This is a genomic window from Aurantiacibacter arachoides (assembly GCF_009827335.1).
Classification (GTDB): domain Bacteria; phylum Pseudomonadota; class Alphaproteobacteria; order Sphingomonadales; family Sphingomonadaceae; genus Alteraurantiacibacter; species Alteraurantiacibacter arachoides.
This window is the reverse complement of sequence record NZ_WTYH01000001.1, coordinates 1-20,780: the sequence shown is the minus strand read 5'-3', so window position 1 is coordinate 20,780 and position 20,780 is coordinate 1. Positions and strand designations below refer to the sequence as shown.

The following is a 20,780-nucleotide window of genomic DNA, read 5'->3' as shown; positions in this document are numbered from 1 at the left end:
CTTGTTTTTTACGAAAGTCGTTGAAGTTGCTTACCTCTTAGCAGGTTCAGCCTGAACGGTTTCTGTCGTTACCAATTCGACGAACGGCATACCCGCCTCGACACAGGTCATCGCCGGCCAGGCTCACCTCGCCGCAGGCGCATCGGCGGTAGTCTCGAACTGCAGCGTCGCCAACCTGGCGTAAAGGCCGCCGTCGGCACTGAGACCGGCGTGATCGCCGATCTCCACGATGCGCCCGCCTTCCATCACCACGATCCGGTCCGCCGCGCGCACGGTGGCGAGGCGGTGAGCGATGACCAGCGTCGTGCGGTTGGCCATCAGGCGCTCCAGCGCGTCCTGCACCAGCCGCTCGCTCTCGGCATCGAGCGCGCTGGTCGCCTCGTCAAGCAACAGGATCGGCGCATCACGCAGCAGGGCACGGGCGATGGCCACACGCTGCCGCTGTCCGCCCGAGAGCCGCGCGCCGCCTTCGCCGAGGAACGTGTCGAGCCCGTCGGGCAGGCTGCGCAGGAAGGTTTCCGCATTGGCCGCCCGCGCCGCTTCCCAGATCGCCTCCTCGCTCGCATCCCATGCGCCATAGCGCAGATTGTCACGGGCGCTGGCGGCGAACAGGATGCCTTCCTGCGGCACCAGCGCCATGCGGCGGCGAATGGCGGCGGGATCGGCCTGGGTCAACGGCACGCCGTCCAGCTTGATGGTGCCGCTTTGCGGATCGTAGAACCGCTCCGCCAGCTGGAACACTGTGCTCTTGCCCGCGCCGGACGGACCGACGATGGCGACGGTCTCCCCCGGTTCGATGGTGAGGGTGAAATCCTCTATCGCACGGTCCTCGGGCCGGGTCGGATAGCTGAAGGTGACGCCGGCAAAGGCAAGGCTGCCGCGCGGCGGTTCGGGCAGGGCCTGCGGGCGGGCCGGGGCGGTGATGCACGGCTGCTCCGCCATCAGTTCACCCAGCCGGCTGGCCGCGCCCGCGCCGCGCAGCAGGTCGCCCATCACCTCGGTCAAGGCCCCGGCGCTGCCGGCCACGATTACCCCGGCAAAGATGAAGGCCCCGATGGTGCCGCCGCTGATCTCACCCGTCGTCACCAGCACCGCGCCGCGCCACAGGAGCAGCACCAGCCCGCCGAAGATCAGCGTGATGAGCAGCGCGGTCATCACGGCGCGGATCATGATCCGCACCTTGGCCGTGGCAAAGGTGCGTTCCACCGCGGCCTGAAACCGCCCGCTTTCGCGGATTTCCTGGTTGAAGCCCTGGACGATCTTCATCGCCGAGAGCACTTCGGTGGTAATGCCGCCAACGTCCGCCACCCGGTCCTGGCTGTCCCGGCTGATGCCCTTCAGCCGCCGGCCGAATATCACCAGCGGGATCATCACCAGCGGCAGGCCCATTACCAGCCACATCGCCAGTTGCGGGGCGAGCCAGAACAAGTAACCGATGCCGAAGATCGCCATGATGGCATTGCGCAGTGCGACCGAAAGCGTGGTGCCGACCACCTGTTCGATGATCGCGGTATCGGCGACCATGCGGCTGCTGATTTCCTTGGGGCTGTTCTCTTCGAAGAAGGAGGGCGAGAGCCTGAGCAGGTTGTCGTAGACCCGCGTGCGCACGTCGGCGACCACGCGCTCGCCCAGCCAGCTGATGAAGTAGAAGCGCACCGCCGTGCCCAGGCCCAGGATGCCGACCAGCACCAGCAGGTAGCGGAACCAGCGCCCGACATCGCCATCGCCGCCGAAACCGCGATCGATGATGAGCCGCAGCGCCGAGGGCAGCGCCAGCGAGGTGACCGTCGCTGTAACCAGCAGGGCCACCATGGCGACGGAATATTGCACGGGATACTTGGCGGCCTCGCGGAAGATCATCCGCAACGGCCCCAGCGAGCGCGCAGGCTTGGGTTCGTTTTCAGAAGTCTGCTGTGCGGGAGGCAGCGCCATGTCGAGGCTCGCCCTAGAGCAACCGACCGGCGGGTCAAGGCGCGCTATGCGGCAGGCCGCGTTGCAACTTGCAACGCATTCGGGCATTGTATGCTGCAAAAGCGAAGGGACGTGACGTTTGCTCTATTCCGCCTACGAATTCCAGAAGACCTGGCTGGCCGGTGCCGCCAACGTGGCCGCCGTCGGCGCGCGCCTGCTCGACAACCCGGCGCTGCCGATGGGCTACCTCGGCCTGGGCCCGGCAACGGCCAGCGCGCTCAAGGTCTTCGCCCACCTCTATCACGAACGCGGCAAGCCCGCGTTCGACCTGCAACCGGTCGAGGTCGAGGGCAAGTCCTTCCCCGTCAGCGAGACGGTGGTGTTCGAAAAGCCGTTCGGCGGCCTGCGCCGCTTCGTGCGCGACGGCCTGTCGGGCGATGCGCCCAAGCTGCTGATCGTCGCGCCGATGAGCGGTCACTACGCCACGCTGCTGCGCGGCACGGTGCAGCGCATGGTCGAAAACAGCGAGGTGTGGATCACCGACTGGGCCGATGCCCGCATGGTGCCGCTGAGCGAAGGGACCTTCGACCTCGACGATTACATCGATTACCTGATCGCGTTCCTCCGGCACATCGGGCCGGACACCCACATGCTGGCCGTGTGCCAGCCGAGCGTGCCCGCCTTTGCCGCCACCGCCCTGATGGGCGCGGCAAAGGACGAATGCCGCCCGAAAACCCTCACCATGATGGGCGGCCCGGTCGATACCCGCGCCAGCCCCACCGGCGTCAACGACCTGGCGATGGACAAGCCATTGAGCTGGTTCCAGAACAACGTCATCGCGTCCGTGCCGTTCAACTACCCGGGCGCGGGGCGGCGGGTCTATCCGGGCTTCCTGCAGCTTGCCGGGTTCATGAGCATGAACCTGGCCGATCACATGATGAGCCATTACGAGATGTTCAAGCATCTGAACGCGGGCGACACGGAGAGCGCCACGCGCACCCGGCAGTTCTATGACGAGTACCTGTCGGTCTGCGACATGACCGCTGAGTTCTACCTCCAGACGATCGAGCACGTGTTCCAGAAGCACTCGCTGCCCAAGGGCGAATTCGTCCACCGGGGCAAGGCGATCGACCCCGACGCCATCCGCGATACCGCGCTGCTGGCGATCGAGGGTGAACTGGACGACATCTCCGGCATCGGCCAGACGCGCGCGGCGCTGCAACTTGCCCCGCATTTGCCGGAAGCGAAGAAGAAATATCACCTCGCCAAGGACGTGGGCCATTACGGCATCTTCAACGGCAGCAAGTGGCGCACGAAGATAGCGCCCGTGGTCGAGCAGTGGATGAAGGATAACGGGTAGTTTCTGGGTGAGGCGTCAGGCCCCGGCAGGCGGCGGCACTGTCCGCCCTCCCAACACGCGCCGGACAAGCTTGCGCAGCGTCAGCACCAGCCACACGGTCAGTGCCAGCAGCACGGCTGCCACGCCCGCCGCCGCCCAGGGATATTCGTAGACCACCCACAGGATGCCGACCGTTGCGGCATCCTCCAGCGTGGACATGGCCACGTTGGAAACCGGCTCGGGCGAGGTGTTGATCGCCGCCCGCGCGCCTGCCTTGGCGCCGTGGGCCGCCAGCGCGCCCCCGCCGCCGAGCAGGAAGGCGACGACCTGCATGGCCGGATCCCCCGGATCGACGATGGCGAGCGCCAGCAAGGCGCCACCCACGGGCCGCACGAAGGTATGCACCGCGTCCCACAGCGAATCGAGCCAGGCCACCTTGTCGGCGAAGAACTCCGCCAGCGCGCCCAGCCCCGCCGCGCCCAGCACCCACGGGCTGGCGAGCACCTGCAAGCCATCGAGGTGATCGGGCAGCGGGACATATCCGGTGCGCATGGCAAGGCCCGTCGCCAGCACCACGAGATACATGCGCCACCCCGCCAGCAGGCTGGCGCTGGCGGCGATGCCGAGCAGTTCGATCAGGGGCAGGTGCGCGGCGCTGTCCATCGCGGCGCAATATCCTACCGACCGCGCGCCTTGTCGAGCTATTCCGCCGGGACCGCGCCGTGGCTGCGCCCGGGCCCCCAGCGCCGCAACACCCGCTGCGCCGGCTTCTCCAGCCGCGTGTAAGCGAAATGGCTGAGGCCCAGCAACACCGCGGCGTAGAGCGCGAAGCCAAGCGAGCCGACTCGCGCCCCCTCGTCCGCCAGCGCGATCTTCGCCAGCACGAACAGCGGGAAATGGATGAGGTAGGTGGCGTAGCTCACGTCGCCCAGCCATTCGAGCGGCCGACTGCCAAGCACGCGCGCCAGCGGGCCTGCGGACAGCGCCAGGGCCAGCAGCAGCCCGGCAAATCCCAGCGGCACCAGCAGGGTCTCGCCCCATCCGGTTCCCGACCAGACTCCCAGCAGCACCACCCCAACCACGCCCGGCGCCCAGCCCGTTCCGCCCAAACGCCACAGGTTGGCGAGCGCCATGCCGATGGCGAATTGCAGGACGCAGCGCACCAGGCCGAGCCGGGTGATCTCCTCGCCCAGGGACTGCGCCCCGAACGCGGTGAAGGTAGCCCACAGGGCCAGCGCAAACAGTGCCACCAGCGCCCACAAGGCGGGCCGCGGCAGGCTCTCCCACCGCAGCGCAAGCACCAGCAGCGGGAACAGCGCATAGGCCCCGATCTCGGCGCTGATGGACCAGGCGGGGTGGTTCCAGCTCAGCGCGTCCGTAAAGCCCCAGTTCTGCGCCAGCAGCAGGTGCAGTGGCAGCTCGCCCAGCGGATAGCCGGAGGTATCCCGCCCGGTCGCCAGCAGCACCACGACGAAGCCGATCAGCGCCAGCAGCACCGCTGCGTGCAGCGGCCAGATCCGCGCAAAGCGCCGCCACCAGAAGTCCGGCGCGCCCGCCAGCCCGGCGGCTCGCAGCTTAGGGCCGTAGTTCAGCCACATGACGAAGCCCGACAGCATGAAGAACAGGTCGACCGCGAGGTAGCCGTAGGCAAACAACGCGATGGCATCGGGCCCCGCCCACCCCGCAATCGCGGCGCGCGCGTGATAGAACACCACCATCCACGCAGCGACCCCGCGCAGGCCGGTGAGCGCTGGCAGGTGCAGCGCGGGGGAATGCAGCGCGGGGGAATGCAGCGGCGGGGCGATCACGTGGTCGCCACCTTGGCCTCTGCCTCGCGCAGCCACGGCTTAGCCCGCTCCACGCCCCGTTCGCGCCGGACCACGGCATTCACCGCGATCTCCAGCCCGACCATCATGAAGATGAACGGCTGATAGCCCACCCCGATGAAGGCCGCGCCGACCAGATAGACCACGTGGCCATGCTGCAGCGCCGTCGCCAGCGAACGCCAGCGGCGCGATTCGTCATCCTCGCGCAGGGCATAGCGCCGGCGCACGCGCTCCATCTGCCACAGGCCGGAAAGGTGGATCGCGAACCAGATGAACAGGCCGACATAGCCCTGCTCGCCCAGCACCTCGAAATAGGCGGAATGGTAGGCGCGGCTCTCCTCGGTGACCTCCTGATAGGTCACCTCCTGCGTGCCGCCGACCTCCTCCACCTGGCGCGTCTGATAGGTGAAGCTGTTGCCGCGATAGGCATCGAAGCCGCCGCCCAGCGGGTTGGCCTTGGCGTAGTTCCATGTCCATTCCCACACCGCCACCCGGGTGGAGGCGGACTGGTCGGACTGGTGATCGACGATGGTGCCCATGCGCTCGGTATAGCTGGCGGGCAGGAAGGGGATCGCCGCCAGCAGGACCGCCCCGGCGAGGCCGGCGTACAGCACCTTGTGCCGCGCGCTGCGCATCGACAATACGCCCAGCACCGCCACGCAGACCAGCCCGGTGCGCGTTTGCGTGCCCACCGGCACCAGTAGCGCGGCAAAGCACAGCGCGACCGCGAACGTCATCGCCAGCCGCCGCTCCGTGATGATCGTGGAAAAGCGCGCCACCCACACCACCAGCGGGATCATCGCCACCGCCACGGTGGACAGCGTGCTGCCTTCGTAAAGCCCGGTATTCTCCGCCACCAGCGAGGACAGCGCGCCGTATCCCCCGCCGCCCGAGAACACGGTCTTGATGCCGGCTGGAATGATGATCGTCGCCGCGCTCAGCACCATGACCAGCGCGGCGGCCTCGATCCGCAACCGGGTGCGCAGCGTCAGCGGCAGGAAGGCGGCGAAGACGAGGCCCTTCCACACCCAGTCCCATTTGAGCCAGGCGGTATCCTGGTAATCCGCCCACAGCGTCGTCAACCCGCACCACACCAGGAACAGCAGGACCAGCCCCTGTCGTGCGCTAAGACGGCTGCCCTTCTTGCTGTCGAGCAGGAAGTAGCCGGCAAAGGCCATGACGAAGACGACGAGCGAGATCGACAGCTGCGTCAGCAGGCCCCATGCCACCTTCTGCGGCGCGACGATGTCGACGTAGATATACAACAGCACCCACAGGAACGGCCGCCGGAACCCCATCGCCATGACCGCGGCGATGAAGGCAAGGAGGACGAGGTCACGCATCGGGGCCAGTCTTCGGCCGGTCGGCTTGCCCCGCCAGCCACGGGCGCGCCTGCGTTTCGTCCGCACCGTCCTCGGCATCCAGATCGGCGCGGGTGAGCAGCCGCCAGCCGACGAGCAGGATGAGCCCGTGCGTCAGCAGGATGGAAAAGATGTCGATCACGTCGGGTCGGCCAGTCGGGCTGCTGTCGGGACCTGCGGCCATAACGCCAGTGTCTTGACGCGCCGTTAAGTAAACCGTGGCACTGATGCTGGCGTCATGCGCATCCTTCATGTCCTCGATCATTCGCTGCCGCTGCATTCGGGCTATACCTTTCGCACACGCGCGATCCTGAAGGCGCAGGAAGCCCTCGGCCTGGAAGTGCGCGGGATCACCGGCGTGCGCCATACCGAGGCCGGCCCGGCAGTGGAGACAGTGGATGGGTTGACCTTCACCCGCACCACGGCCCGGGTGGCGGGGCCGCCGGGCCTCAGGGAATGGCGCGAGATCGGCGCGCTCGCCGATGCCGTGGTCGCTTTGGCGCAGGACTGGCGGCCCGACGTGATCCACGCCCATTCGCCCGCGCTGGACGGGCTTGCCGCGGTGCGCGCGGGCAGGCGTCTGGGCATCCCGGTGGTCTACGAGATTCGCGCCTTCTGGGAAGATGCCGCCGTCGGCAACCTCGCGGGGCGCGAGGGATCGCTCAGGTATCGCCTAACCCGCCAGCTGGAGAACATGGCCGTGGCTGGCGCCGACCACGTGATGACCATCTGCCAAGGACTGAAAGCCGATCTGGCGGCGCGCGGCGTTTCGCCCGACAAGATCGGGATCATGCCCAACGGCGTCGATCTCACGCTGTTCGGCGCTCCTGCCGCGCGGGACGACGAACTGGCCGCCGAACTTGGCCTGGGCGCCGATGGATCGGGCGGCCCCGTCATCGGCTTCATCGGCAGCTTCTACGATTACGAAGGGCTGGACGACCTGATCGCCGCCATGCCCGCGCTGGTTGCCCGGCATCCCGGCGCGCGGCTGTTGCTGGTCGGCGGAGGTCCGATGGAGGCAAGCCTGCAAGCCCAGGCGGCCGCATCCCCGGTCGCCGATGCCATCATGTTCACCGGCCGCGTTCCGCACGCCGAGGTCGAACGGTATTACGCGCTGACCGACGTGCTGGCCTACCCTCGCAAGAAAAGCCGCCTGACCGATCTCGTCACACCGCTGAAGCCGCTCGAGGCGATGGCGCAGATGCAGCTCGTCGCCGCGAGCGATGTTGGCGGACACCGCGAGCTGATGACCGACGGGGTCACCGGCACCTTATTCGCACCCGACGATCCCGCCGCCTGCGCACATGCGCTTGCCGACCTCGTCGACCGGCGCGACGCCTGGCCCGCCATGCGCGAGGCGGCGCAAATCCACGTCCGCGAAAACCACGACTGGCATCGCAATGCACAGCGTTATCAGGTCGTTTACCAAGCCCTGATAACTGATCATCCGAACAGCCGCATTCCGGCCGCCGCCTGATTTTCGATTCGGGCGCGCGATCCGGCGGCGCAGAACAGGATGACGCAGTGGCTTCGATCCCCCTGGATCGCGATGGACGCAAAGGTGGCGGCAAGACCCCCATCAGCGCCCATCCGGCATTTCCCGCCATGGTCGCGCTGTGGTTCGCCGCGCTGTTCGGGCTCGGCTCGCTCATCGTGCCGGTGCAACTGGTCGAAACGCTGGTCGGTGCCACGGGCATCGCCGCTATCGTGCCCGCCGCCGCCCCTCCGCTCGGCCTTACCGCCCGGCTTGCGATCGCTCTCGTGGCAACGGTGGGCGGTGCCCTGCTGGGGTTCTACGCGGCAAGAAAGGTTGCCCGGCCGCGCCAGCGCTCGCTCGCCATCGAGCGCCAGGACGCGGGATTCCGCGCTCTCAACCCGGAAACCGATCTCGATGACGACGGGATCGCCCCCCATCTCGCGGCCCATGACGACGCCCCCCCGTCCGAACGCACGCCGCCGCCGCGCCGCCGCCTGCTGGCGCTGGAAGAGGACGAGGCAGTGAGCACGTTTCTCGACAAGGCCCCGCTGCCCGGCGCCGATTTCATGCAAGAGGGCGACGAGGGGGATTTCGCGCTCGATCTGGGCGAAGCCGAAGAGTTCGTGGAGGAAGGCGGGTTCAGTCAGGCCGACCAGCCCGGCGCGATCGATGATCGCCAGGCGTTCGCCCTTGCCCCCACGATTGACGACGACGCCGGGGACCCGCTCCCCGGCGACGATGAAGGGGCGGAGGATGATGATGCTGTCATCAGCGAGGTCGATGATTACCACGACCTCGCCACGCCGGTCGCACCCCCGGCCGTCACCCGGCGCGAGGCTGAACCCCTGTCGTTCTCCCCGCCGTCCCTTGCCCGCATGACCTACACGCGGCCGCAGGCTGCGCCCGCAGCTCCGCCGCGGCCCTTCGACGCGCCCGCGCCCGGCGCACAGCCGACCCCGCCCGAACTGTCGAGCGAACCGCAATCCACCGAACCTGCCAGCGAGGAACCCGTGTCCGACAATCAGACTTTCGAGCCCTTCGCCCATGGCGACGCCGACTTTCCCGACGCAACCACCGTGGATGATGCAGCCTTTGCCGGTGTCGAAGAGGTGGCCAGTGAAGGCGATGACGCGCTTGAGAATGTTGACGAGGGCGTGAGCGGTGCCGACGGCGAGACTGCCGACGCAGCCATCGGCCTGGTGCAACTGGTGCAGCGGCTGGGCGACACGATCGAAAAGCACCGCGTCTGGGTGAGCGAGCGCGCAGCCGAACAGGCCGCCGCAGACCAGTTCGCGGCAGAGCGGGCTCTCGCGGTTCAGCCGAGCCAGAGCGCTGCCCCGGTGCCGCAGGACTTCGACGCTGCCGCCGCCGACGAGGCGGCCCAGGCCATGGCCGCCTATTTCTCGCGCCCCGGTGCAGCCGCCCCGGCCACGCCGGTGCTGCCCGCCTCACCACCTGAAGCCGAACCGCGGGCGCCCGGAGCCTATGCCCCGTTTGCCGAGTCGGTGCACATCGCTTCCGCCCCGGCAGGCACCCTTGGCGAGGACGACGAGGACGAGGACGAAGACGAGATCGCCGATCTTGCCGCCTCGTTCCGGCTTCCGCTGGGCAGCGACGTCACCCGCGCCACGCCGACGCCGCGCCCCTCTTTCGATATCGCTCCGCTACCGCGCGCGGCAACCCCGGTCGCAACCCGCCCCGAAACCCGCCCCGAAATCCGCCGCGATGCGTCCTACGGATCGCTTTCGGCGGTGGCCAATCCGTTCCGGCGCTCCGAAGAATTCGTCCGCATCGACGAGCCCGAGCCGAACCCGGGTGAGGCCCGTCCGGCGGTCGAGTTCCCCGCCCAGGAAGCCCGTCGTCCGGCACCCGTGGCATCGCCGCAGGCTCCGGCGGCAGCGCCTCGCCCGTTCGACCCGCCGGCCGGGTCAACGCAACCGGCCGAGGGGCAGGCGCGCGCCTCGAACGACGATAACGAACGGGCCTTGCGCGAAGCGCTGCTCAACCTCCAGCGGATGAGCAAGTGATTATCGCGGGTTGATCGTTTGCACGCACGTGGTGCAGTGCAACAGAACTTGCCAAGACATCTTCCTGTCGCCATGAGGGGGTTTCGCGACATTTTCGTGCAGCCTCAGGCTGGAGAGTCGCGTTTCGTTACCGTTGAAACCGGTTGCGAGGCGCTGACCATCCCGCCGCTCCCGGCTGCCGCGACAGGAAGAGAGTGCCTTGACCGAATTGCCGCCCGCTGTGCCAACCGATCTCCCTGCGCCCCAGGGCCTGTATGATCCGGTGAACGAACACGATGCCTGCGGCGTCGGCTTCGTCACGCATATCAAGGGCGCAAAATCCCACGCCATCGTCACCCAGGCGCTGCAGATCCTGGCCAACCTCGATCATCGCGGCGCGGTGGGCGCGGACCCGCTGCTGGGTGATGGCGCTGGCATCCTGCTGCAGATTCCCGACAGGCTCTATCGCAAATGGGCCGACGGCGAAGGGCTGACCCTGCCGGCGCCGGGCGACTACGCGGTCGCCATGTGCTTCATGCCGCAGGAGGACGAGGCGCGCGCCTTTATCACCGAGCAGTTCGAGAAATTCATCGCCAAGGAAGGCCAGCGCCTGATCGGCTGGCGCGACGTGCCGACCGATCCCGAAGGCCTCGGCAAGGCGGTGCTCGCCTCGATGCCGGTGATCCGCCAGTGCTTCATCGCGCGGGGGCCCAACTGCGCCGACCAGGACGCTTTCGAGCGCAAGCTGATCGTCATCCGCAAGCAGACGCAGAACCCGCTGGCAGACCTCGCCGCGAAGCACGGGATGCCGGGCCTCGAAAAGCTCTACATGCCCAGCTTCTCCAGCCGCACCGTGGTCTACAAGGGGCTGCTGCTGGCGACGCAGGTGGGCACCTTCTACCGCGACCTGACCGACCCCGATTGCGAGAGCGCGCTGGGCCTCGTCCACCAGCGCTTCTCCACCAACACCTTTCCCAGCTGGCGGCTCGCCCAGCCGTTCCGCCTGATCGCGCACAATGGCGAGATCAACACCGTGCGCGGCAACGTGAACTGGATGAACGCGCGCCGGCGGACGATGGAATCGGACCTGCTCGGCAGCGATCTCGACAAGTTGTGGCCCATCGTGCCGCACGGGCAGAGCGACACCGCCTGCCTCGACAACGCGCTCGAGCTGCTGCTGCTGGGCGGTTACAGCCTCGCCCACGCGATGATGATACTGATCCCGGAAGCCTGGGCGAAGAACGACCTGATAGATCCCGCCCGGCGCGCGTTCTATGAATATCACGCCGCGCTGATGGAACCGTGGGACGGGCCCGCCGCGGTCGCCTTTACCGACGGCCGCCAGATCGCCGCCACGCTCGACCGCAACGGCCTTCGCCCGGCGCGCTATTGCGTGACGAAGGACGACCTGTGCATCCTCGCCAGCGAAAGCGGCGTTCTGCCGGTGGCCGAGGAGGACATCGTCAGGAAGTGGCGCCTTCAACCGGGGCGGATGCTGCTGATCGACCTGGAACAGGGCCGCATCGTCGAGGACGAGGAGCTGAAGGCCGAGCTGACCGCCGCGCACCCCTATGCCCAGTGGCTGGAGCGCGCCCAGTACAAGCTCGCCGACATCGAGACCATCGAGACCGACGAGGAAGCGGTGCAGGCCAACGCGGTAAGCCTGCTCGATCGCCAGCAGGCCTTTGGCTACACCCAGGAAGACATCGCCAGGTTCCTCGAACCCATGGCCGTCAGCGGCGACGATCCCATCGGCTCGATGGGGACCGATACGCCCATCGCCGTGCTCAGCAAGCGTTCGCGCCTGCTCTACGACTACTTCAAGCAGAACTTTGCGCAGGTCACCAACCCGCCGATCGACCCGATCCGCGAGGAGCTGGTGATGAGCCTGCTGACCATGGTCGGCCCGCGCCCCAACCTGCTCGGCCGCGAGGCGGGCACGCACAAGCGACTGGAAATCGCCCAGCCGATTTTGACAAACCAGGGCATGGAGAAGATCCGCAGCGTCGAAAAGGTGCTCGACGGCGCCTTTGCCACGGCCACCATCGACATCACCTGGGATGCTGCCAGCGGGGCGGATGGCCTCGAAATGGCGATCAAGGAGATGTGCTGGGCGGCCACAGAGGCGGTGCTGCAGGACAAGAACATCCTCATCCTCTCCGACCGCAGGCAGGGGCCGGACCGCGTGGCCATGCCCGCCGCGCTGGCGACCTCGGCCGTGCATCACCAGCTGGTGCGGCAGGGCCTGCGGATGCAGACCGGCATCGTGGTCGAGACGGGCGAGGCGCGCGAAGTGCACCACTTCTGCGTGCTGGCGGGTTACGGCGCGGAAGCCATCAACCCCTACCTCGCCTTCGAAACGCTGGAGGACATCCGCCGCCGCAAGGTGACCGAGCTGCCCCAGGAAACGGTCGAAAAGAACTATCAGAAGGCCATCGGCAAGGGCATCATGAAGGTGATGTCGAAGATGGGCATCAGCACCTACCAGTCATACTGCGGGGCGCAAATCTTCGACGCCGTGGGTCTCTCGTCGGCCTTCGTCGACAAATACTTCACCCGCACCGCCACCACCATCGAGGGCGTGGGCCTGGCCCAGATCGCCGAGGAGACCGTGCGCCGCCACGCCGCCGCCTTCGGCAACAACCCGGTGCTGGCCGAGATGCTGGATATGGGCGGCATGTACCAGTATCGCCTGCGCGGTGAGGAGCACGCCTGGACGCCGGCAAACGTCGCCCAGTTGCAGCACGCGGTGCGCGGCAACCTGCCCGAGAAATACCGCGCGTTCGCCGCCAGCATGAACGAGCAGAGCGAGCGTCTGCTCACCATCCGCGGCCTGATGGCCCTGAAGCCGGCCGGGGATGACGGTTTCCGGCCCCTGCCGCTCGACGCGGTCGAGAGCGCGGAGAGCATCGTCAGGCGATTCAGCACCGGGGCGATGAGCTTCGGCAGCATCAGCCACGAGGCGCATTCGACGCTGGCCATAGCGATGAACCGCATCGGCGGCCGCTCCAACACCGGCGAGGGCGGGGAGGAGCCGGAACGATTCGTGCCGCTGCCGGGCGGCGATTCCATGCGTTCGAAGATCAAGCAGGTCGCCAGCGGCCGGTTCGGCGTGACCGCGGAATATCTCGCCAATTCGGACGATATCCAGATCAAGATGGCGCAGGGTGCCAAGCCCGGCGAGGGCGGCCAGCTGCCCGGCCACAAGGTGGACAAGCGCATCGGCAAGGTCCGCCACGCAACGCCGGGCGTGGGCCTCATCTCGCCCCCGCCGCACCACGACATCTACTCGATCGAGGATCTGGCCCAGCTGATCCACGACCTGAAGAACGTGAACCCGGCGGCGCGCATTTCGGTGAAGCTCGTTTCCGAGGTGGGCGTGGGCACGGTCGCGGCGGGCGTTTCCAAGTGCAAGGCCGACCACGTCACCATCTCGGGCTACGAGGGCGGCACGGGCGCGAGTCCGCTGACCAGCCTGACCCATGCGGGATCCCCGTGGGAAATCGGCCTGGCCGAAACGCAGCAGACGCTGCTGCTCAACGATCTCCGCTCACGCATCGCGGTGCAGGTCGACGGCGGCCTTCGCACCGGGCGCGACGTTGCCATCGGCGCACTGCTGGGCGCGGACGAGTTCGGCTTCGCCACTGCCCCGCTGATCGCGGCGGGCTGCATCATGATGCGCAAGTGCCACCTCAACACCTGCCCCGTCGGCGTGGCGACGCAGAACCCGGAGCTGCGCAAGCTGTTCACCGGCCAGCCCGAGCACGTTATCAACTACTTCTTCTACGTCGCCGAGGAACTGCGCGAGATCATGGCGGAAATGGGCTTTGCCACCGTGCAGGAGATGGTCGGGCGGGTGGACCGGATCGACATGAACCATGCCATCCGCCACTGGAAGGCCGACGGTGTCGACCTCTCGCGCCTGCTGCACAAGGTGGATCTGGCCCCCGAGGTGCCGCTGTGGAACGCGCTGACGCAGGACCACGGCCTTGACGCGGTGATGGACCGCGAGCTGATCGAAGCCTGCGAGCCCGCCATCGCGCGTGGACAGGCGGTGCAGATCGACCGGCCGATCAGGAACCTCAACCGCACCGCGGGTGCCATGCTCTCGGGCGAGATTGCAAAGAGGCACGGTCACCGGGGCCTGCCGGTCGATACGATCCGGGTGAACTTCACCGGCACAGCCGGGCAGAGCTTTGCCGCATGGCTCGCCCACGGCGTGACGCTCGACCTCGTGGGCGATGCCAACGACTATGTCGGCAAGGGCCTGTCAGGCGGACGCGTGATCGTGCGCCAGCCAGGCGCCGTCAACCGCGATCCGGCGGACAACATCATCGTCGGCAACACCTGCCTTTACGGCGCCATCGCGGGTGAGGCCTACTTCGCCGGCGTGGCGGGCGAACGCTTCGCGGTGCGCAATTCGGGCGCGGTCGCGGTGGTCGAGGGCACGGGCGATCATGGCTGCGAATACATGACCGGCGGGGTCGTCTGCGTGCTCGGCGCGACGGGGCGCAACTTTGCCGCCGGGATGAGCGGGGGCATCGCCTACGTCCACGATCCGGATGGCAGCTTCCGCCAACACTGCAACATGGCGCAGGTGGACCTTTTTGCCATCGACGCGGATGCCGACGATCCGGAAGGCACCGGCCTGCCGCAGCAGCGCCCCGTCGACGTCGACAACCCCGGCATGGGCGATCCACTCTACCACGACGCCGCGCGGCTGCGCGTGCTGCTGGAGCGGCACAAGCTGCACACCGGCTCCGCCCGCGCCGCCGCATTGCTCGAGGATTTCGACGCGGCGCTGGGCCAGTTCGTCAAGGTGATGCCGAAGGATTACGCGCGGGCGCTGAGGCTGCTCGAGGCGGAACGCGAAGAGGCCGCGATGGAGGCGGCGGAATAGTCATGGGCAAGGAAACAGGCTTCCTCGAATACGACCGCAAGGATCGCACCTATGCCGCGCCCGAAGAGCGGGTGACGCATTACCGCGAGTTCATCGTCCCCCACTCGGAAGAGGGCCTGAGGACGCAGGCCGCGCGGTGCATGAACTGCGGCATTCCCTACTGCCACAACGGTTGCCCGGTGAACAACATCATCCCGGACTGGAACCACCTCGTCTACGAGGGCGACTGGAAGAACGCGCTGGAGGTGCTGCACTCCACCAACAACTTCCCCGAATTCACCGGCCGTGTGTGCCCCGCCCCGTGCGAGGCGGCCTGCACCTTGAACATCACCGACGTGCCGGTGACGATCAAGAGCATCGAATGCGCCATCGTCGATCGCGGGTGGCAGGAAGGCTGGATCCGGCCGCATCCGCCCACCCGCACCACCGGCAGGACAGTGGCCGTCGTCGGCTCCGGCCCCGCGGGACTCGCCTGTGCGCAGCAGCTCGCGCGCGCCGGGCATTCGGTGACCGTGTTCGAGAAGAGCGACCGCGTGGGCGGGCTGCTGCGGTATGGCATTCCCGACTTCAAGATGGAAAAGAGCCTCATCAACCGCCGCGCGGTGCAGATGGAAGCGGAAGGGGTGATCTTCAAAACGTCGAACGAGATCGGCGTCGACACCTCGATGAAGAGCCTGAAGGAAAACTTCGACGCGGTCGTTCTGGCAGGCGGGGCCGAACACCCGCGCCAGCTGGAAATTCCTGGTGCCGAGCTTCCCGGCGTGCGCCAGGCGATGGAATTCCTCGCCCAGCAGAACAAGCGCAACGCCGGCGACGACGAGGCGCGCGCCGCCCCGCGCGGCAGCCTGACCGCCACCGGCAAGCACGTGATCGTGATCGGCGGCGGCGATACCGGCAGCGACTGCGTGGGCACCTCCAATCGCCAGGGCGCGGCCAGCGTGACGCAGATCGAGATCATGCCCCAGCCGCCCGAAAAGGAGAACAAGCTTCTCACTTGGCCCGACTGGCCGATGAAGCTGCGGACCAGCTCCAGCCACGAGGAAGGCGTGGACCGCGACTGGGCGGTGCTGACCAAGCGCGTGGTGGGCGAGAACGGCAATGTCACCGGGCTGGAATGCGTGCGTGCCGACTGGACGGACGGCCAGTTGGCAGAGGTGCCGGACAGCGCATTCACGCTGAAGGCCGACCTCATCCTGCTGGCGATGGGCTTCGTCGGCCCGGTGCGGCGCGGCATGCTCGACCAGGCAGGGGTCGGCCTGACCGACCGCGGCACCGTGGACGCCGATGTGCGCGACTATCGCACCAGCGACGAGCGCACCTGGGCCTGCGGCGACATGCGGCGCGGGCAGAGCCTGGTCGTCTGGGCCATCCGCGAAGGCCGCCAGTGCGCCGCCAGCGTGGACGAGGCGCTGATGGGCGTTACGGAGTTGCCGCGCTAGGAAGGGCGGCGCTTCGCCGCTGCGATGCACGCACCGCGTCGAAGTCGGTCGTGGCGCGGCTCTCGATGCGGTGCTCGATCCCCTCGGCAGCAATGCCCGCATAGACGCAAGCGAGCGCGGGCAGGTTTTCCCGAACGAACGGAAGGTCCGCCGTTGCCATGCGATGGTTCAACGTCGGCGTCGTTTCGAAATACCACGCCCCGCAATCCTGCAACAATTGCCCGGTCCGCTCGGCGATGAAACCAACGCCTGCCGGCTCCTGTCCCGACATCTCAGCAGTCGGTTCGATCAGCACGAGATAGTCGGTTGGCGCCAGGGCCGAAGGTTCGGGCCGATCCAGCAGCACGACCGCAGATGAGGCGATTCCGCTCACCAGCGCGCCGAGCGCGAACCACGTGAGTTTCTGTCGTCTCGTCATGGAATCACAATGCCCAGTCCACGCCGCCACGTCCATGCGCGCCGAGAAAGTCGTTCGCGCGGCTGAACGGCCTCGAGCCGAAGAAGCCGCGATAGGCCGACAGCGGGCTGGGATGCGGGCTTTCGATGCGCAGGTGGGGTCCCGCGCGCAGGCCCGCCACCCGCGCTGCCTTGGCCTGGGCGTGGCTGCCCCACAGGATGAAGACCGAGGGCTCCTCGCGCGCCGCGACGGCCTGCACCACGGCGTCGGTCACCGCCGCCCATCCGGCGCGGGCGTGGCTGCCCGCCTTGCCTGCCTCGACGGTGAGTGCGGTGTTGAGCAGCAGGACGCCTTGCCGGGCCCAGCCTGACAGATCGCCGTGCGCGGGGCGGGCAATGCCGCAATCGGCCTCCAGTTCCTTGAAGATATTTACCAGCGATGGCGGCGGCTTCACGCCCGCCGGCACGGAAAAGGCCAGCCCCATCGCCTGCCCCGGACCGTGGTAGGGGTCCTGCCCGAGGATCACGACTTTCACCCTGTCGAGCGGCGTCAGCGCGAGCGCGCGAAAGCGATCCGCGCGCGGCGGATAGACCGTCCTGCCCGCCGCCGCCTCGCCGCGCAGCCAGTCGTCGAGCGCGCGGCCCGCAGGCGCGTCCAGAACGGGGTCGAGCACCGGTTTCCAGCTGTCTGGCACGAGGTCGATCATGCCGCCGGACTAGACTGCCATGCCGCACGCGCAAAGCCGCCCTTTCCACCAATCCCCGATGCGCCTATGGGCCAAGGCCTATGGCTGTTCATTTCCACGAAGAAGACCTCCCGGAAGGCGTGCTCGCCGATGGCCCGATCGCCGTCGATACAGAGACCATGGGCCTCATCACCCCGCGCGACCGGCTGTGCGTCGTGCAGTTGTCCGATGGGCAGGGTGACGAGCACCTGGTGCGGTTCGGCAGGGGCAGCGCCTTTGACGCGCCCAACCTGAAGGCGGTGCTGGCCGATCCTTCGCGGGTGAAGATCTACCACTTCGCGCGATTCGATCTGGCCGCGATCCAGTTCTATCTGGGCGTGATGGCAGCGCCGGTGTTCTGCACCAAGATCGCCAGCAAGCTGACTCGCACCTACACCGATCGCCACGGATTGAAGGTATTGTTGTCGGATCACCTTCAGGTGGACATTTCCAAGCAGCAGCAGTCATCGGACTGGGGCGCCCCGCAATTGTCCGACGCGCAGCGCGAATATGCCGCCAGCGACGTGCGCTACCTGCATCGCCTGCGCGAGGTGATGAGCGCCCGGCTGGACCGCGAGGGCCGCACCGCATTGGCGCAGGCGTGCTTCGATTTCCTGCCCGCACGCGCCCTGCTCGACATCGCGGGCTGGGCGGACAAGGATATTTTCAGCCACGAGTAAGCTGCTCGTGCGTTAGATAGGGCACAATGACCGTCGCCGCCGACCGGATGCGCTCGAAGCGCCAGGCCTTTGCCGCTCCGGGCTCTTCGCTCGACCGGATCGTGCGGCTGCTCGCGGTCGGCCTGCCTGCGCTGGTCGGCGTGGTGGCGGCGATGATGCTTATCACCCCGCTCAGCCCGCGCGGCGAAATCTCGTTCCTGCTCGATCGCAACAAGGTCGCCGTGGCCGAGGACCGGCTGCGCGTCGACGATGCGATGTATCGCGGGCAGGACAACCGGGGCCGCCCCTTCTCGCTGGTCGCGGGCGAAGCAGTCCAGCGATCCAATGCCGTGCCCCTGGTCGAACTTGACCGGCTGACCGCCCGCCTTGCCCTGACCGACGGCCCAGCCGTGCTGTCCGCCCAGCGCGGGACCTATGCCATCGACCGGGAGCAGGTGGGTATCCCCGGCCAGCTCAGCTTTACCGCTGCCGATGGCTACGAACTCGCCGCGCGCGGAGTAACGCTCGATCTTGCGAGCCGCGTGCTGACCGGCAGCGGGCGCGTCAGCGGGGTGATCCCCGCCGGCCGCTTCCAGGCCGATTCGATGCGCGTCGACCTCGAAGCGCGAACCATAACGCTACGCGGCAACGCCCGCATGACCATGGTGCCCGGCCGCCTCGCCGTGCCGCGCGGCCTCAACTTGTGACGAAGGACGATACCATGGATGACCACCTGCCCGAAGTCGCGGTGGCAACACGCAGTTCGCTCCGCACGCTGGCGCTGCGCGGTTTGCTGGCCGGCGGGCTTGCCGGAACGGTGGCGGCGATCGGCTTTGGTTCACTGGCTGCCGCCCAGTCGATCTCCGGCCTCGATGCCAACGCGCCGGTGACCTGGTCGGCCGAGATGGGCCAGTTGCAGGACCGGCAGAACCGCGTCGTCCTGTCGGGCGACGTGGTGATCGAACAAGGCAACCTGCGCCTTACCGCGGAACGCACCACGATCGCCTATACCGATGCCGGCACGCTGCGCATCCAGCGGATCGACGCGACCGGCGGCGTGGTGGTGACGCGCGGGGACGAGCGCGCGCGCGGCGATGCGGCGGTCTACGATTTCAACCGCCGCGTCATCGTGATGTCGGGCGGCGTGGCGATCAACCGCGGCAGCGACCGGCTCGACGGCGGACGATTGACGATCGACCTCGATTCGGGCGTCTCGAGCGTGGATGGTGCCGGTTCACGCCCCGCCGACGGCAGCCAGCGCGGCCGGGTTTCGGGCACCTTCGCAGTCCCCGAAAGCAACTAGGCGCAAGCAGCGCCCGGCAGCCGCGGTCTGATTGAGCGGTATCCTGGTGCCGTAGTCGTCGCCCGTTGATCATGCTTGAAGAGGAAAAGGCGCTTGGCTGATCTGCTCGTCACCGGCGGCGCCGGCTTCATCGGCGGCAACTTCGTGCACTACTGGGCGAACCGGCATCCGGACGACCGGATCGTGGTGCTGGACGCACTGACCTATGCCGGCAATGCCAGCACCGTGGCCGGCGTGGAGCAGGCCGAGCTGGTGGAAGGCGATATTCGCGACACTGCTCTGGTCGAACGCCTCTTGCGCGAACGCGGCATCTCCACGCTCGTCCACTTTGCCGCCGAGAGTCACGTCGATCGCTCGATCAGCGGGCCCGACGTCTTTATAGAAACCAACATCCTGGGCACCAATTCGCTGCTCAAGGCAGCGCGCAAGGTGTGGCTGGACGAAGGCAGCGGCACGCCGCACCGCTTCCACCACGTCTCCACCGACGAGGTCTACGGATCGCTCGGCCCGGAAGACCCGCCCTTTGCCGAAAGCCACCAGTATCAGCCCAACTCGCCCTATTCGGCGTCCAAGGCTTCGTCCGATCACCTGGTGCGTGCCTACCACCACACCTTCGGGCTCGACGTGGTTACCAGCAACTGCTCGAACAACTACGGCCCCTACCAGTACCCGGAAAAGCTCGTCCCACTGTTCCTGCTCAATGCGCTGCACGGACGCCCCCTGCCGATCTACGGTGACGGGATGAACGTGCGTGACTGGCTGCACGTGGCGGACCATTGCCGCGGGATCGAGGCCTGCCTTGCGCGCGGCGTGGCGGGGGAAACCTACAACATCGGCGGCGGGGCGGAACTGCCGAACATGGCGGTGATCGACACCATCTGTGCCGAGGTCGACCGTGCCTTTGCCGACAATGGCGACCTTGCCCGCCGCTTTCCCGATGCGCCAGCGGCTCGCGGCCGCGCGACAGCCGAACTCAAGACCTACGTCGAGGACCGCAAGGGCCACGATCGCCGCTATGCCATCGACGAGACCAAGGCCCGCGCGGAGCTTGGCTATGCCCCGGCGCACGGGTTCGAGGACGGGCTGCGGCAGACGCTGCACTGGTATCTCGCCAACGAGGCGTGGTGGCGTCCGCTGCTGGCGTGCTGACCTTACGGACAGAGCCGCCGCGCCCGGTATTCCGGCCCCTACGGTACCCCCTAACGCTGCTTTGAGGGGGCAGACCGCGCTTTCCACGCATTGCCATAAGCGCGCCATGGCGCTAGCGGCGCGGACACCGAGGAGAATACCCCCAAATGTCCGAAGCATCGAAGAAAACCGCCCTGATCACCGGCGTCACCGGTCAGGATGGTGCCTACCTATCGCACCTGTTGCTCGAAAAGGGTTACGAGGTGCACGGCATCAAGCGGCGCAGTTCCAGCTTCAACACCGGCCGGAT

The 20,780-nt window shown here is 67.6% G+C and carries 17 protein-coding genes; 10 read left to right on the top strand and 7 right to left on the bottom strand.

Annotation, left to right across the window (positions count from 1 at the left end):
* Positions 1-123: 123 nt before the first annotated feature.
* Entirely contained in the window at positions 124-1,932 is a 1,809-nt protein-coding gene (locus GRI62_RS00080; RefSeq protein ID WP_131451417.1) for an ABC transporter transmembrane domain-containing protein, read from the bottom strand.
* A gap of 118 nt (positions 1,933-2,050) precedes the next feature.
* Here GRI62_RS00080 and GRI62_RS00075 point away from each other — a divergent pair, with 118 nt between their 5' ends.
* Positions 2,051-3,271: a polyhydroxyalkanoate depolymerase gene (locus GRI62_RS00075; protein ID WP_131451416.1), complete on the top strand. Its 1,221-nt coding sequence runs from the start codon at positions 2,051-2,053 to the stop codon at positions 3,269-3,271.
* Between the two features lie 15 nt (positions 3,272-3,286).
* On the opposite strand, the gene GRI62_RS00070 is transcribed toward GRI62_RS00075, so the two are convergent.
* Genes GRI62_RS00070 through GRI62_RS14410 form a run of 4 tightly spaced genes read right to left on the bottom strand, consistent with a single transcriptional unit; the run spans position 3,287 to position 6,621 of the window.
* Positions 3,287-3,913 (bottom strand): DUF4126 domain-containing protein, encoded by a 627-nt coding sequence (locus GRI62_RS00070; protein ID WP_308420820.1) that lies wholly within the window; start codon positions 3,911-3,913, stop codon positions 3,287-3,289.
* Positions 3,914-3,951: 38 nt separating this feature from the next.
* Positions 3,952-5,058: an acyltransferase family protein gene (locus GRI62_RS00065; protein WP_234032814.1), complete on the bottom strand. Its 1,107-nt coding sequence runs from the start codon at positions 5,056-5,058 to the stop codon at positions 3,952-3,954.
* Complete coding sequence (locus GRI62_RS00060) at positions 5,055-6,419, bottom strand: putative O-glycosylation ligase, exosortase A system-associated (protein WP_131451415.1); 1,365 nt, start codon at positions 6,417-6,419, stop codon at positions 5,055-5,057. The genes GRI62_RS00065 and GRI62_RS00060 overlap by 4 nt, the downstream gene beginning before the upstream one ends.
* A complete protein-coding gene (locus GRI62_RS14410; RefSeq protein WP_131451414.1) occupies positions 6,412-6,621 on the bottom strand; it encodes a hypothetical protein in 210 nt (69 codons plus the stop codon). The genes GRI62_RS00060 and GRI62_RS14410 overlap by 8 nt, the downstream gene beginning before the upstream one ends.
* A 54-nt stretch (positions 6,622-6,675) precedes the next feature.
* Here GRI62_RS14410 and GRI62_RS00055 point away from each other — a divergent pair, with 54 nt between their 5' ends.
* The 4 genes from GRI62_RS00055 to GRI62_RS00040 all read left to right on the top strand — a co-directional run bounded on the left by GRI62_RS00055 (position 6,676) and on the right by GRI62_RS00040 (position 16,259).
* Entirely contained in the window at positions 6,676-7,914 is a 1,239-nt protein-coding gene (locus GRI62_RS00055; RefSeq protein ID WP_131451413.1) for a TIGR04063 family PEP-CTERM/XrtA system glycosyltransferase, read from the top strand.
* Positions 7,915-7,961: 47 nt separating this feature from the next.
* Positions 7,962-9,941 (top strand): hypothetical protein, encoded by a 1,980-nt coding sequence (locus tag GRI62_RS00050; RefSeq protein WP_131451412.1) that lies wholly within the window; start codon positions 7,962-7,964, stop codon positions 9,939-9,941.
* Between the two features lie 220 nt (positions 9,942-10,161).
* Entirely contained in the window at positions 10,162-14,820 is a 4,659-nt protein-coding gene (gene gltB, locus GRI62_RS00045) for a glutamate synthase large subunit (RefSeq protein ID WP_131453666.1), read from the top strand.
* A gap of 2 nt (positions 14,821-14,822) precedes the next feature.
* A complete protein-coding gene (locus GRI62_RS00040; RefSeq protein WP_131451411.1) occupies positions 14,823-16,259 on the top strand; it encodes a glutamate synthase subunit beta in 1,437 nt (478 codons plus the stop codon).
* Here GRI62_RS00040 and GRI62_RS00035 read toward each other — a convergent pair.
* Positions 16,240-16,677, bottom strand: a complete 438-nt coding sequence (locus tag GRI62_RS00035) for a hypothetical protein (protein WP_131451410.1) — start codon at positions 16,675-16,677, stop codon at positions 16,240-16,242. The genes GRI62_RS00040 and GRI62_RS00035 overlap by 20 nt on opposite strands.
* A gap of 4 nt (positions 16,678-16,681) precedes the next feature.
* The gene (locus GRI62_RS00030; RefSeq protein WP_131451409.1) at positions 16,682-17,362 is read right to left on the bottom strand and encodes a uracil-DNA glycosylase; all 681 of its coding nucleotides are present in this window, start codon (positions 17,360-17,362) and stop codon (positions 16,682-16,684) included.
* A gap of 80 nt (positions 17,363-17,442) precedes the next feature.
* Between GRI62_RS00030 and GRI62_RS00025 the strand changes: the two genes are divergently transcribed.
* From GRI62_RS00025 to GRI62_RS00005, 5 genes are all read left to right on the top strand, one after another.
* On the top strand, positions 17,443-18,060 hold the full coding sequence (locus GRI62_RS00025) for a ribonuclease D (RefSeq protein ID WP_131451408.1): 618 nt from the start codon (positions 17,443-17,445) through the stop codon (positions 18,058-18,060).
* A gap of 26 nt (positions 18,061-18,086) precedes the next feature.
* The gene (locus tag GRI62_RS00020) at positions 18,087-18,746 is read left to right on the top strand and encodes an LPS export ABC transporter periplasmic protein LptC (protein ID WP_131451407.1); all 660 of its coding nucleotides are present in this window, start codon (positions 18,087-18,089) and stop codon (positions 18,744-18,746) included.
* 14 nt (positions 18,747-18,760) lie between these two features.
* Positions 18,761-19,342 carry an LptA/OstA family protein gene (locus tag GRI62_RS00015; protein WP_131451406.1) on the top strand — a complete coding sequence of 194 codons (582 nt, stop codon included), beginning with the start codon at positions 18,761-18,763 and terminating at the stop codon, positions 19,340-19,342.
* A 93-nt stretch (positions 19,343-19,435) separates the two neighbouring features.
* Complete coding sequence (gene rfbB, locus GRI62_RS00010; protein ID WP_131451405.1) at positions 19,436-20,491, top strand: dTDP-glucose 4,6-dehydratase; 1,056 nt, start codon at positions 19,436-19,438, stop codon at positions 20,489-20,491.
* Positions 20,492-20,637: 146 nt separating this feature from the next.
* On the top strand, positions 20,638-20,780 hold a 143-nt coding region (locus GRI62_RS00005; protein WP_160731761.1), incomplete at its 3' end, for a GDP-mannose 4,6-dehydratase.

Bases quoted from the DNA above. Each gene is read 5' to 3' on its own strand.
- GRI62_RS00070 (WP_308420820.1), bottom strand. From the start codon at position 3,913: ATGGACAGCGCCGCGCACCTGCCCCTGATCGAACTGCTCGGCATCGCC.
- GRI62_RS00035 (WP_131451410.1), bottom strand. From the start codon at position 16,677: ATGACGAGACGACAGAAACTCACGTGGTTCGCGCTCGGCGCGCTGGTG.
- GRI62_RS00040 (WP_131451411.1), top strand. From the start codon at position 14,823: ATGGGCAAGGAAACAGGCTTCCTCGAATACGACCGCAAGGATCGCACC.
- GRI62_RS00015 (WP_131451406.1), top strand. From the start codon at position 18,761: ATGGATGACCACCTGCCCGAAGTCGCGGTGGCAACACGCAGTTCGCTC.
- GRI62_RS00060 (WP_131451415.1), bottom strand. From the start codon at position 6,419: ATGCGTGACCTCGTCCTCCTTGCCTTCATCGCCGCGGTCATGGCGATG.
- GRI62_RS00020 (WP_131451407.1), top strand. From the start codon at position 18,087: ATGACCGTCGCCGCCGACCGGATGCGCTCGAAGCGCCAGGCCTTTGCC.
- GRI62_RS14410 (WP_131451414.1), bottom strand. From the start codon at position 6,621: ATGGCCGCAGGTCCCGACAGCAGCCCGACTGGCCGACCCGACGTGATC.
- GRI62_RS00030 (WP_131451409.1), bottom strand. From the start codon at position 17,362: ATGATCGACCTCGTGCCAGACAGCTGGAAACCGGTGCTCGACCCCGTT.
- GRI62_RS00055 (WP_131451413.1), top strand. From the start codon at position 6,676: ATGCGCATCCTTCATGTCCTCGATCATTCGCTGCCGCTGCATTCGGGC.
- GRI62_RS00025 (WP_131451408.1), top strand. From the start codon at position 17,443: ATGGCTGTTCATTTCCACGAAGAAGACCTCCCGGAAGGCGTGCTCGCC.
- GRI62_RS00080 (WP_131451417.1), bottom strand. From the start codon at position 1,932: ATGGCGCTGCCTCCCGCACAGCAGACTTCTGAAAACGAACCCAAGCCT.